At 57.9% G+C, this 13,268-nt stretch carries 11 protein-coding genes; 9 read left to right on the forward strand and 2 right to left on the reverse strand.

Translation table 11 applies throughout. The features are described 5' to 3' along the window. Positions 1 to 150 precede the first annotated feature (150 nt). The 7 genes from J2X72_RS21385 to J2X72_RS21415 all read left to right on the forward strand — a co-directional run bounded on the left by J2X72_RS21385 (position 151) and on the right by J2X72_RS21415 (position 7,289). The gene (locus J2X72_RS21385; protein WP_210005606.1) at positions 151 to 960 is read left to right on the forward strand and encodes a DeoR/GlpR family DNA-binding transcription regulator; all 810 of its coding nucleotides are present in this window, start codon (positions 151 to 153) and stop codon (positions 958 to 960) included. Between the two features lie 50 nt (positions 961 to 1,010). After that, a complete protein-coding gene (gene rhaS / locus J2X72_RS21390; RefSeq protein WP_210005605.1) occupies positions 1,011 to 2,009 on the forward strand; it encodes a rhamnose ABC transporter substrate-binding protein in 999 nt (332 codons plus the stop codon). A 66-nt stretch (positions 2,010 to 2,075) separates the two neighbouring features. Beyond that, positions 2,076 to 3,596: a sugar ABC transporter ATP-binding protein gene (locus J2X72_RS21395; RefSeq protein ID WP_210005604.1), complete on the forward strand. Its 1,521-nt coding sequence runs from the start codon at positions 2,076 to 2,078 to the stop codon at positions 3,594 to 3,596. Positions 3,597 to 3,605: 9 nt separating this feature from the next. Next, positions 3,606 to 4,607: an ABC transporter permease gene (locus tag J2X72_RS21400; RefSeq protein WP_405044755.1), complete on the forward strand. Its 1,002-nt coding sequence runs from the start codon at positions 3,606 to 3,608 to the stop codon at positions 4,605 to 4,607. After that, positions 4,604 to 5,605 (forward strand): ABC transporter permease, encoded by a 1,002-nt coding sequence (locus tag J2X72_RS21405; RefSeq protein ID WP_310075264.1) that lies wholly within the window; start codon positions 4,604 to 4,606, stop codon positions 5,603 to 5,605. Before J2X72_RS21400 ends, J2X72_RS21405 begins: the two co-directional genes overlap by 4 nt. Positions 5,606 to 5,610: 5 nt before the next feature. Next, complete coding sequence (rhaM, locus tag J2X72_RS21410) at positions 5,611 to 5,925, forward strand: L-rhamnose mutarotase (RefSeq protein WP_405044761.1); 315 nt, start codon at positions 5,611 to 5,613, stop codon at positions 5,923 to 5,925. Beyond that, on the forward strand, positions 5,904 to 7,289 hold the full coding sequence (locus tag J2X72_RS21415) for an FGGY-family carbohydrate kinase (RefSeq protein ID WP_310075267.1): 1,386 nt from the start codon (positions 5,904 to 5,906) through the stop codon (positions 7,287 to 7,289). Before rhaM ends, J2X72_RS21415 begins: the two co-directional genes overlap by 22 nt. Positions 7,290 to 7,340: 51 nt before the next feature. Here J2X72_RS21415 and J2X72_RS21420 read toward each other — a convergent pair whose 3' ends face one another. Next, entirely contained in the window at positions 7,341 to 8,666 is a 1,326-nt protein-coding gene (locus tag J2X72_RS21420; protein WP_310075270.1) for a dicarboxylate/amino acid:cation symporter, read from the reverse strand. 263 nt (positions 8,667 to 8,929) lie between these two features. On the opposite strand from J2X72_RS21420, the gene J2X72_RS21425 reads away from it, so the two are divergent. After that, on the forward strand, positions 8,930 to 10,771 hold the full coding sequence (locus J2X72_RS21425; protein ID WP_310075273.1) for an ATP-binding protein: 1,842 nt from the start codon (positions 8,930 to 8,932) through the stop codon (positions 10,769 to 10,771). Positions 10,772 to 10,773: 2 nt separating this feature from the next. Continuing rightward, the gene (locus J2X72_RS21430; RefSeq protein ID WP_310075276.1) at positions 10,774 to 12,123 is read left to right on the forward strand and encodes a sigma-54 dependent transcriptional regulator; all 1,350 of its coding nucleotides are present in this window, start codon (positions 10,774 to 10,776) and stop codon (positions 12,121 to 12,123) included. Here J2X72_RS21430 and J2X72_RS21435 read toward each other — a convergent pair. After that, entirely contained in the window at positions 12,120 to 13,247 is a 1,128-nt protein-coding gene (locus J2X72_RS21435; protein ID WP_210005596.1) for a LacI family DNA-binding transcriptional regulator, read from the reverse strand. The genes J2X72_RS21430 and J2X72_RS21435 overlap by 4 nt on opposite strands. Positions 13,248 to 13,268 lie beyond the last annotated feature (21 nt).

A 13,268-nucleotide genomic window follows, 5' to 3' on the forward strand; every position in this document is an offset into this window, starting at 1 on the left:
TGGAGCAGATCGCATTTTGTTGTCAATCACAAACGGTCAAATTCGGTCATAAACTTGCTATTGTGCAGTGCAATATGAAACTATTTGACTGAAGTTGATTGACACTGGCAATATTTTTGCGCCATAGATTGTCACAAGAGGAGAACAAGCATGCACGAGCGTGAGCGCCACCGCATCATTCTGAGCGCTGTTCAGGAAAAGCCGGTTATCACCATTCAGGACATCGCCGAACTGACGGAAGCGTCGGAAGCAACGATCCGTCGTGACATTGCCTCGCTCCATGTCAAAGGCAAGCTGCGCCGGGTGCGTGGCGGCGCCGAAGCTGTGCATCCACCGCAGCTGACACCCCTCGCCGGCCGGCACTTCCATGTTTCCGAATCGGAAAACGCCGACAAAAAGCGCGCCATCGCCCGCGAGGCGGTTGCGCTGTGTGAAGAAGGCGACGCCATTATCATCAATGGCGGCACAACAACATTCCAGATGGTGCATTTCCTTGCATCGCGGCGGTTGCAGGTGATGACCAATTCATTCGCCATTGCTGAGCATCTGGTGAAGAATTCCAAGAGTTCGGTAACCGTGCCCGGTGGGGCGATCTACCGCGAGCAAAGCATCATCCTTTCGCCCTTCGACAATGATGTGACGCGTAATTTCTACGGAAAACGCATGTTCATGGGCTCGCAGGGAGTCGGCCCTTTCGGGGTGATGGAGTCCGATGCGCTCATTATCCAAGGCGAGCAGAAACTGATCAATCAGGCCGATGAGCTCGTTCTGCTAGTCGATTCGACCAAGTTCGCTCGCCGCTCAAGCCTCATCCTCTGTCCGTTGCAGCGGGTTGCCACCATCATCACCGATGACGGCATTTCGGATTCGGACCGGAAAATGGTGGAGGACGCGGGCGTTAAACTCATCATCGCGAGCGTCAATCAGGAAAAATCAAGAAATTCCGTTTCCGTCGCGTGATCGAAACGGTGTCGACCAACAATATGGTTCAATCTCTGGGAGGACAGACAATGAAACTTTTGAAGAAACTCGCATTGGGTTCGGCATTCGCCTTTGCCATGCTCGCATCGCAGGCGTACGCCGCCGATACGGTCAAGATCGGGCTTGTCGTCAAATCGCTCGGCAATGGCTTCTTCGAAGCGGCCAACAAGGGCGCGCAGGAAGCTGCGAAAGAGCTCGGCGGTGTTGAGGTCATCTATACCGGTCCGACATCGACGACAGCGGAAGGCCAGATCGAGGTCATCAACGCGCTGATCGCACAGAACGTCAATGCAATCGCAATTTCCGCCAATGACCCCGACGCCGTCATTCCGGCGCTGAAAAAGGCCATGGCGCGCGGCATCAAGGTCATTTCGTGGGATTCCGCGGTTGCCAAGGATGGCCGCATCATGCACCTCAATCCATCGTCGAATGAATTGATCGGCAAGATGTGCCTGCAGCTCGCTGCCGATCATCTCAAGGACGGTAAGGGCGATTTCGCTATTCTTTCCGCGACGACAACCTCGACCAACCAGAATACCTGGATCGAGGAGATGAAGAAGCAACTGCCTAACTTCCCGGGCCTCAATCTCGTGACGACCGTCTATGGTGACGACCTGTCCGACAAGAGCTACCGCGAAGCACAAGGCCTGTTGACTTCGCAGCCGAACGTGAAAGTCATTGTCGCTCCGACGACGGTCGGCGTACTTGCCGCATCGCAGGCCGTGGCCGATGCCAAGAAGATCGGCGACGTCTATGTAACTGGCCTTGGCCTTCCTTCTGAAATGGCCGGCGCGATCAAGTCTGGAGCGACCAAGGAATTCGCCATCTGGAATCCGATAGACCTCGGCTATTCGGCAACCCAGATCGCCTACCGCCTCGTCAAGGGTGAGACGGACGGTGCTCCTGGTAGCGAAATTGAAGCTGGACGCATGGGCAAGATCAAGGTCGGCGACAATGGCGAAGCAGCCATGGCTGATCCGTTCGTTTACGACGCCAAGAACATCGATCAGTTCTCCAAGATCTTCTGATCCGGACGTATCGTAACCAGCCCGGCAGATTTTCTGCCGGGCGTTTTTTTCCTTCCGGTATATTTGATGAACAAGATTACCCTGCCTGAGCCAATGTCAGAGACGCCTCTCCTGGAGATGCGTGGCATCTCGAAGTCGTTTCCTGGGGTAAAGGCTTTGAACGAAGTCAACATCGCGTTGTTCCCGGGCCGGGTGACGGCGCTGATCGGCGAAAATGGTGCGGGGAAGTCTACGCTCGTCAAGATCCTTACCGGCATTTACGAGTCCGACGAGGGCGAAATCCAGGTCGACGGCAAGCCGGTAGTCTTTGCAAATGCGCAGGATGCAATCGATTTCGGTGTCACCGCTATCCATCAGGAGACTGTGCTTTTTGACGAATTGTCGGTCGCCGAGAATATCTTTCTCGGACATGCACCGAAAACCAGGCTCGGTTTGGTCGACTGGAAAGCGGTCAACGCGCGCGCGCTGGCCCTGCTTCATTCCCTCGAGAGCAATATCGATCCACGTGTGCGTCTGAAGGATCTCTCGATTGCCCAGCGCCATCTCGTGGCCATTGCCCGGGCGCTCTCGGTCGATGCGCGCATTGTCATCATGGATGAGCCGACCGCCGCGCTTTCACGCAAGGAGGTCGACGATCTGTTCCAGATCGTCAAGCGCCTGAAAGCCCAGGGTAAGGCCATCCTGTTCATCAGTCACAAATTCGATGAGGTCTACGAGATAGCCGATCATTATGCGGTCTTCCGCGATGGCAAGGCGGTTGGCAGCGGCGCCCTCGCAGGCGTTGGACAGGATGAGATCGTCAAACTCATGGTCGGCCGGTCTATTGAACATGCCTTCCCGAAAGTCGACATTCCTCTCGGCGAGACGGTGCTTTCGGTCGAAAACTACACACATCCGACCGAGTTTCGCGACATCAGCTTTGCCCTCAGGAAGGGCGAGATTTTCGGGATCTACGGTCTTGTCGGCGCAGGCCGTTCGGAGATCTGCCAATCGCTCTTTGGTGTCACAAAACCATCCTGCGGCACGCTTAAGCTGTCCGGCAAGGAGATCGTAATCGACTCCCCCAGCGATGCCATCAAAGCTGGTATCGTCTACGTACCTGAGGAACGCGGCCGCCATGGCGCGGTGTTGCAGCTCCCGATCTACCAGAACATTTCGCTGCCCTCGCTGACGCGCACCTCCCGTTCGGGTTTCTTGCGCGCTGCCGAGGAGTTCGCCCTTGCACGCAAGTATGCCGAGCGTTTCGACTTGCGCGCTGCCGCTCTTTCCGTGCCGGTAGGTACCTTGTCCGGGGGCAATCAACAGAAGGTCGTCATCGGCAAATGGCTGGCTACCCAGCCGAAGATACTCATCCTCGATGAACCGACCAAGGGCATAGACATTGGATCCAAGGCCGCAGTCCATGCCTTCATCAGCGAACTCGCCGGCGAAGGCCTCAGCATCATCATGGTCTCGTCGGAATTGCCGGAAATCCTCGGCATGTCGGATCGCGTCCTGGTGATGCGTGAAGGATTGTCGGCCGGTATCTTTGAGCGCTCGCACCTCAATGCCGAAACTCTGGTCCGCGCCGCTACAGGCAATGCGTAAAGGTTGAGTATGATCAGACAATTGTTCAAATTTCGCGAAATGCTGCTGGTGATCATTATCGCCATTTTGCTTGCCGTGTTTTCCAGCCGTTCGCCGGGCTTTGCCACGCCGGGCAACCTTGCGAACATCTTCAATGATACGTCGATCCTGATCATTCTTGCGCTTGGTCAGATGACGGTGATCCTGACGAAATCCATTGACCTTTCCGTTGCAGCCAATGTGGCCTTTACCGGCATGGCGGTCGGTATGTTGAACGCCGCCCACCCGGAACTGCCCCTCGTGCTGATCCTCGTTGTCGCTCTTTGCATCGGTGCCGTGCTCGGCGCAATCAACGGAATCTTCGTCTGGAAACTCAACATTCCCTCTATTGTCGTCACGCTCGGAACGCTGACGATCTATCGTGGCATGGCGTTCGTCCTGTCCGGTGGAGCCTGGGTGAACGCGCACCAGATGACAGCCCCCTTCCTGCAGACACCGCGCCAGCTCTTTCTCGGTCTGCCCCTTCTTGGCTGGACGGCCATCATGACCGTAGCGGTCATGTATCTCGTCATGTCACGCACGTTTCTCGGCCGGGCGATCTATGCCTCCGGCGGCAATCCGACGGCGGCTGTCTATGCCGGCATCGATGTCGGGCGTACGCGCTTTTTCGCGTTCGTCATCTCCGGAACGCTTGCTGGCCTCTGCGGCTATCTCTGGGTGTCGCGCTACGCGGTCGCCTATGTTGATATTGCGGCAGGCTTCGAGCTCGACACCGTCGCCGCCTGTGTCATTGGCGGTATCTCGACACTTGGAGGCATTGGTTCGGTTGCTGGCGCCGTACTCGGAGCGCTGTTTCTCGGCGTCATCAAGAACGCGCTGCCGGTCATCAACATTTCGCCCTTCGCGCAAATGGCGATTTCCGGCTCGGTTATCATTGCTGCCGTGATTTTCAATGCCCGTCAGGAACGGCGGCGTGGCCGTATCATCCTGCGCGATCGCGGCGCGTCCGAACAGATCGAGGTGGCAGCATGAGCGCGATACCTGAAAAGCGACTTATCCCCGACCGGCTTGGCACCTCGGCGACGCGGCTATTTGGAAGCTGGGAAGCGCTCCTCTTTGCTGTCGCCGTTCTGATCTTCATCGCTAATTCCCTCGCCTCGCCCTATTTCCTCAATGCGTGGAATCTGTCGGACGCCACGTTCAATTTTACTGAAAAGGCCATGGTGGCGTTTGCCATGGCACTGTTGATCATCTCCGGGGAGATCGACCTTTCAGTTGCGGCGATCATCGCGCTTGCTTCCACTGCAATGGGCGCCGCAGCGCAGGCGGGGATCGGTACGCCTGGTCTCGTTGCCATCGGGATTGGCGTCGGTGTCGGTTGCGGCGTTGTCAACGGCATTCTCGTTGCAGGACTTCGCCTGCCCTCCATCGTCGTCACGATCGGTACGATGAGCCTGTTCCGCGGCATCGCCTATATCGTGCTTGGCGACAAGGCCTATGGCGGCTATCCGGCCTCTTTCGCCTATTTCGGCCAAGGATATGTTTTCTGGGTATTTTCCTTCGAGTTCGTGCTTTTCGCCGTGCTGGCTGTCCTCTTTGCGGTTCTGCTGCATGCGACAAATTTCGGCCGCCGGATCTATGCCATCGGCAACAACGAATTTGCCGCGCGCTTCTCCGGTATTCGTGTCGAGCGCATCAAGTTCACGCTGTTCCTCCTGACCGGCCTGATGTCCGGCATCGCAGCCGTCTGCCTCACCTCACGCCTCGGCTCCACGCGGCCCTCGATCGCACAGGGCTGGGAGCTCGAGATCGTCACCATGGTCGTCCTTGGCGGCGTCTCGATCCTCGGCGGTGCCGGCACGATCGGCGGCGTGGTCATCGCAGCCTTCGTCATGGGACTGGTCACCTTCGGCCTTGGCCTTCTGAACGTTCCTGGCATTGTCATGTCGATCTTCATCGGGCTGCTTTTGATCGTCACCATTACGCTACCGGTCGTTATCCGTCAGTTCCGGCACAGGAAGCTCGGATGAGCGCGATGGAGAAATATGCTTTCACGATGATCCTTAATCCCGGCATGGAAGCCGAGTACAGGCGTCGTCACGACGAAATCTGGCCGGAACTCGTGGATCTCCTGCATGAGGCGGGCGTCGCCGATTATTCGATCCATCTCGACCACGCCACAAACACGCTGTTTGGCGTGTTAACCCGCTCCGTCGATCACACCATGCACAGCCTGCCCGATCATCCAGTGATGAAGAAATGGTGGGCTCATATGGCGGACATCATGGCCACCAATCCGGACAGGTCGCCGGTCCAGACAGACCTCGTATGTCTCTTCCATCTGCCATGAGCGACAGTCGCCGCATAGCCATCATGGATGTTGGCAAGACCAACGCCAAGGTTGTTATTGTCGACGCCGCGACGGGAACAGAAGTCGCCGCGCGCAGCACGCAGAACCGCGTCGCCAAGGATGGGCTCTATCCGCATTATGACATCGAAGCGCTATGGGCATTCTTCGTCGAAGCCCTGGCAATCTTTGCCCAATCGCCCGGCTTCGACGCAATTTCTGTCACCGCCCATGGTGCGGCAGCCGCATTGCTGGGTGAAAATGGTCTGGAGATGCCGGTTATCGACTATGAGCATATCTATCCTGACGGGGTGCGCGCAGCCTACGCAGCTTTGCGGCCGGATTTCGCCGAAACCCGCTCGCCGCTTCTGTCCGGCGGCCTCAATGTCGGTGCGCAAATCCACTATCAGAAGACGCAGTTTCCAGGACAGTACGCGAATGTCAGGACTATCCTGACCTACGCGCAATACTGGGTCTGGCGCCTGACTGGCATTGCCGTGAATGAAGTCACGTCGCTTGGCTGCCATACGGATCTGTGGAACCCGCAAGCGGGCGAATATTCCAGTCTTGTCGACACCCTGGAGCTTCGTCCCTTAATGGCGCCGATCCGCTCTGCTTTCGACCGGATTGGCGATCTGCGCGAGCCGCTCACCCGGGAGATCGGCGTAACCAAACCCATCCCGGTTCACTGCGGCATCCACGATTCCAACGCGTCTCTGCTGCCGCATCTGATCGCCCGCACGTCGCCGTTCTCGGTTGTCTCGACCGGAACCTGGGTGGTGTCTTTTGCGGTCGGCGGAAGGTTGGATCAGCTCGATCCAGCGCGGGATACGCTCGCAAATGTTGATGCCTACGGGAAGGCGGTGCCGTCGGCGCGATTCATGGGCGGACGCGAATTCGATCTTTTGACCGGTGGCGCTACCCTCGAACCCGATGCGGATACACTGAACCAGGTGATCGACGAGCAGTTCATGATCCTGCCGGGCATCGTGCAGGGATCAGGCCCCTACCCCGCGCACGATCCGATCCGGTTGAATGATGGGTCCCGATCGGCCGCCGAACTGAACGTTGCTGCCTCGCTATATTCAGCACTCATGACCAATACCTGTCTCGAGCTGATCGGTGCAGCTGGCCCGACGATTGTCGAAGGACCGTTTTCCCGCAACCGAACCTATCTTGCTGCGCTGCGGTCGTTGACCGGACGCGAAATCATCGCTTCACCCGACTCCACTGGCACCAGTCTTGGCGCTGCACTGCTTGCCGGTGCCAGGTCTCCGGTCAAACCAGTCTCGGACCACGTCGCGCCGTTGAACGCAGCCTTCGCCGTTTATGCACAGAACTGGCGGGATAATCTTCGGCGCAAATAGAAAAAGGCGGACCTGGTGTCGGCCCGCCTTTTACTTAAGCCAGTCTTATTCTTAGCTTGCGAGCGCCAGCGCGTCCTCGTCGGCGAAATCGCCGCTAAGCGCTTGTGCGAGTTTGCTGGTATCAAGCTCGCCTTCCCAGCGGGCAACAACGATTGTCGCTACTGCATTGCCGACGAGATTGGTAAGCGCGCGGCATTCCGACATGAAACGATCGATGCCGAGGATCAGCGCCATCCCGGCGACTGGAACCGCGGGAACAACCGACAGGGTTGCAGCGAGCGTGATGAAGCCTGCACCGGTGATGCCCGCAGCACCCTTGGAACTCAGCATGGCGACAAGCAGCAGCAATACCTGGTCCGTGAGCGTCAGATGCGTGTTCGTCGCTTGCGCTATGAACAGTGCAGCCAGGGTCATGTAGATATTCGTACCGTCGAGATTGAACGAATAGCCCGTTGGAATAACAAGACCGACCACGGACTTCTTGCAACCAGCCTTTTCCATCTTGGCCATCAGTGTGGGCAGGGCGGCTTCGGATGAACTCGTTCCAAGTACCAGCAGCAGCTCTTCCTTGATGTAGCGGATCAGTGCCAGGATGGAGAACCCGTTGTACCAGGCGACAGCGCCCAGAACGACGAGTACGAAAAGCACCGACGTCAGATAGAATGTACCGATGAGGAAGATCAGATTGGCAACCGATCCGATGCCGTATTTGCCGATGGTGAAGGCCATGGCGCCAAAGGCACCGATCGGTGCGGCCTTCATAAGGATCGCAACGAGCTTGAAAACCGGCGCTGAAAGCACCTGCAGAAAATTCGTAACCGGTTCCGCCCTCTCGCCGACCATGGCGAGTGAAAGGCCGAACAGAACCGAGAAGAACAGTACCTGCAGGATATCGCCCGAGGCAAAGGCACCAACGATTGTTGTCGGGATGATGTTCGTCAGGAAGCCGACGACGCTCTGTTCATGTGCCTGTTGCGTATAGGTCGCAACGGCGGCGGGATCGAGCGATGCAGGATCGATATTCATGCCGGCGCCCGGCTGAACGACATTGGCGACGATGAGGCCGACGTTCAGCGCAAGCGTAGAGAACGTCAGGAAATAAAGCATCGCCTTGCCGGCAACGCGGCCGACTTTTTTCAGATCACTCATGCCAGCGATGCCGGTGGTGACGGTCAGGAAGATGACCGGGGCAATGATCATCTTCACCAGTTTGATGAAAGCATCGCCAAGCGGCTTCATGCTGGTGCCAATATCGGGGTAGTAGTGGCCGAGCAGGATGCCGATGGTGATGGCAACAATCACCTGAAAATAAAGGTGGGCGTAAATCGGTGTTTTGCCGCGTGGCTGCGGCGCTGCGGTTATCGTCACAGGACTCATAACTTCCTCCATGGTGCGAGCCGCGTCTGGCGCAATAAGCCTGCCAGCCTCCTGGGCTCTCGTTACAGGGCGGACGGACCGTCCCCTCGTGGGAAGCGTTGCAAGCACCGTGCCAATTTGCGAGGTAAGTGTAAGTTATTGAAATGTAACCATATAAAATTCATAGCGGCAAATTTTCCGATGGAGGTTGTGCGGTTATTCACACGTGGCACTTGAGATTTGTGCGAATATCTGCACAAATGCAGCTCATGGAAAATCGGCTGATGATGCGCTCGGAAAGCAGTCTGCAGACGGGGATGACCAGTCTGCTCGTTAAGATTGTTTATGGGCTCCTCGCTGTATTTCTTATCGCAGGCGCGCTCTTTATTGCCGATGGTTATGGCCGTACGCGCGCCTATGAATCGCTCCACACCCGGGCGCGGAGTGCAGCCGAGCTCAATGCTGTCCTGCTGCGCACGGTGCTTGAGAAACAGCGGTCGTTGCCGTTCGTTCTGTCGCAGGACCGCGATGTGATCAGCGCGTTGACGACGCGCAGCGACAGCCTGTTGCAGCTGGTAAACCGCAAGCTTGAAAGCCTGATCAGCGGTACCCGCTCGTCGGTGATTTATCTTCTTAACGCTGATGGGTTGGCACTGGCTTCCAGCAATTGGCGCGAGCCGACGAGTTTCGTCGGCACCAACTACAGCTTTCGACCCTATTATACCCGCGCTGTCGCCGCCGGCAGCGCCGAGCATTACGCGCTCGGCACCGTCAGCAAGCGTCCAGGTCTCTATATTTCGAGACGCATCGACGGACCATCGGGAATGCTCGGCGTTATCGTCGTCAAAGTCGAGTTCGATGAACTCGAGGCCGATTGGCGCCGGAACAGTGATCCTTCTCTGGTTGTTGACCAACGCGGTATTGTGCTGATCACAAGCCTGCCCGAATGGCGGTTTATGACCGAGGGTCCTATCCTGGCCAGCCAAATGGGACCCATCCGCGAGAGTTTGCAATTCGGCGATGCGCCCCTCGCGCCGCTCGACATCACGCCTGCCTTGCCGCAAGGCCAGCCTGATATTGTCCAGGCGCGCTTGCCCGGTGCGGCGAAGGCTGAAGAATTCGTGCGCGTACAAACGCCGGTTCCCACCACGACCTGGAACCTCCAACTGCTGACCCCGGCGGCTTCCTCGGTATCAGAGGCAACGCGGACGGCGCAGTTGCTGGCGCTCATCGTTCTTGCGCCGCTGCTGGGGTTGACCGCTTTTTTCCTGCGCCGCCGCGGACTGGCACTGCGGCGTGCTCGCGAGCAGGAGGCGGCGCGGCTCGAACTCGAAAGGCGTGTTGCGGAGCGCACGGCAGATCTCAGCGCTGCTCATTCGGAACTCGTCATGCAGGTCGAGGAGCGCCAGAAGACAGAGGCCAAGCTGCAGACGGTGCAGCAGGACTTGGTGCAAGCGAACCGTCTGGCGATTCTCGGACAAGTCACGGCCGGTGTTGCCCATGAGATCAACCAGCCTGTCGCTGCCATTCGCTCCTACGCGGACAATGCCAAGACTTTTCTTGGCCGCAACCAGATCGATTCAGCCAGGGACAACTTGAAGGCGATTGCAGGGCTGACGGAGCGTATTGGTGGCATCACCGACGAACTGCGCACCTTCGCGCGCAAGGGAACGGGTGACGCGGGTCCCATCAGTGTCAGCGATGTGATCGAGGGTGCGTTGCTGCTGCTAGGCACCCGGTTCCGGCAGAGAGCCGGTCAGATCATTACGCAGACACCACCACCGGATATCAAGGTGTACGGCAATCGGATGCGTCTCGAACAGGTTTTGATCAATCTCATGCAGAATGCAGTGGAGGCAACGGAAGGCGGTCCAGCCAGCAGGATCAGCGTGGAAACCGAGGTGGACGACGGCGAGGTCCAGCTGATTGTTTCCGACAATGGGCCAGGTATTCCTGAACCAATCATGCAAGCGCTGTTCACACCTTTCAATACCTCCAAGGATCGCGGCCTCGGGCTCGGTCTGGTCATCTGCCACGATATCGTCGCGGATTATGGCGGGCGCATCGGCGTCAAAAGCAGCAGCGCCGGAACAACATTTACTGTTTACCTTCCAAGGGTACCTTGATCATGCAGCCCAGTGTCGCTTTCGTTGACGATGATGATGATCTGCGCAATGCCAATCGCCAGACCCTGGAACTCGCAGGTTTTACGGTGATGCCCTTTGCCGATGCGATGAGTGCCTTGCACTTTTTGACACCGGATTTTGCCGGGATTGTCGTCACCGACGTGCGCATGCCGAATATCGACGGTCTGGAATTGTTTCGCCGCCTGCACGCCATGGATCCCGATCTGCCCGTCATCCTCATCACCGGCCATGGCGACATCGACATGGCGGTCGAGGCGATACAGGAAGGCGCCTATGATTTCATTGCCAAGCCCTATCCGGCGGATCGCCTTGTCCAGAGCATCCTGCGAGCGGTTGAAAAGCGGCGGCTGGTGATGGAGAACCGCCAGCTGCGCCTCGCGCTCGAGACTTCCGATGACAATCTGCCGCTCATTGGCCAGACCCCTGTCATGCAGAACCTGCGCAAGACATTGCGCCACGTGGCCAATGCAGATGTCGACGTTTTAATTGCCGGTGAAACCGGTACCGGCAAGGAAATAGCGGCAAGCCTTTTGCATGAATGGAGCCGTCGCAGGCAGGGCAATTTCGTCGCGCTCAATTGCGGTGCGCTGCCGGAGACTGTGATCGAAAGCGAGCTATTCGGTCATGAAGCTGGTGCATTTACCGGAGCGCACAAAAAGCGTATCGGTCGCATTGAACATGCCAGTGGCGGTACACTGTTTCTCGACGAAATCGAAAGCATGCCGCTATCGACGCAGGTAAAATTGCTGCGCGTGCTTGAAACCCGCGAGATCACGCCGCTGGGCACCAATGAACATCGCCCGGTCGATCTGCGTGTCGTTGCAGCGGCGAAGGTAGATCTCGGGAGTCCGGAACAACGCGCTAATTTCCGCGAAGACCTTTATTATCGCTTGAACGTCGTTACCGTTTCAATCCCGCCTCTGCGCGAGCGCCGGGATGATATTCCGCTCCTGTTCACGCATTTCCTGCAGCGTGCTGCTGCACGCTTCAAAAGCGAGCCGCCGGAGATGACCGAAGCCTTACGATCGCGTCTGATGGAACATGACTGGTTAGGCAATGTGCGCGAGCTTTCGCATTTTGCTGAACGGGTCGCGCTCGGGTTGGGGGAGTTGGAAAACGAGAAACTCAGTCAGACGACCAACATTGTAAACCTGCCTGAGGCCATCGAGCGGCACGAGGCAAAATTGATCCGCGATGCCCTGCGCGCAAACCACGGCGATGTGCGCTCGACCCTCGAAACCCTTGGGATCCCGCGCAAGACCTTCTACGACAAATTGCAGCGTCACGGTATCGACCGTGCCGACTATGCGAAACAAAAGCCCGGCGACTAGGTCGTGAACGCCAGCTTTGCGGTGCACTCCGACACGGACAGCCGCTCGACTAGGGGGCATTCGAGCTTGGTGATCGGATAGCGCGTGCCCGATGAGCGCGCGACGCTGTCCAGTTGCTCGATTGCCCAGCGTCCCATGGCCCGGTGCGGCAAGACTGAAGTCGTCAATTGCGGATGAAGATGACGCGAGATTTCTTCGTCGTCATACCCGATGACGGAGATATCTTCGGGAATGCGCATCCCGGCCTCCTTCAGCGCTTCGTAACAGCCAATCGCCGTACGGTCGTTCTGGCAGAAAATGGCAGTGGGCCGGTCGTCCAGGGCCAGCAATTCTTTCGTTGCTGCATAGCCTGCACTTGCCGACCAGTCGCCCTCGATCACCAGCTCCGGGTCGAAAGGAATATCGGCCGTTGCCAAAGCGCGCCGGTATCCCTTGAGCCGGTCCTTCGCGGCTTCCATCCATGGTTCGCCGGTAATAGTGCCGATGCGCCGGTGGCCATGCTGGATCAGATGACGAGTCGAATGCTGGCCGCCCGCGATCTCGCTTGGTACGACAGCGGGAAAGGCATGGTCCGTCGTGTAGCAGTTGATGAGAACGACCGGAATGTCGAGTTCGTAAACCGCCGCCGGCAACACCACCTCGCGCGTAAAGATCGCCATATAGATCAGTGCCGAAATGCCGTGCTCGTGCAGGGCGCGGATCGTGCGGGGCTCCATCTCGGGGTCGTTGAGCGTCTGGGCGACCAGGATGACGTTGCCGGCATCCCACGAGGCCTGGCGCGCACCTTCGATAGCGACGATCGCTTCCGGACTGGTCGCAAGCTGATCGACGACAAAGCCGATCTTGCCGTCGATCGCCGGCGTCACGATATTCGCAGTGTCGAGATGGGCGAAACTCGGTGCAGCATAGCCCAGCGAGCGCGCTGCTTCTATCACCCGCTCGCGCGTTTCGGTCGCAAGCTTTATGCCCGGTGTCTTGTTGAGCACAAACGAGACGGTGGCCTGCGAACACCCTGCAAGGCGGGCAATGTCGGTCATCGTCACACGCTTGCTGACACGCTTTCGCCGCACAGCCAAACGCGTTTTAACCTTCCCAGTGGTCGAATTATCCACCGTATCACCCATTCGGAACGACGTTTCCAGCGG

Origin of the sequence: Phyllobacterium sp. 1468, from assembly GCF_031455525.1 — a bacterium.
In the GTDB taxonomy this organism is placed as follows: Bacteria; Pseudomonadota; Alphaproteobacteria; order Rhizobiales; family Rhizobiaceae; genus Phyllobacterium.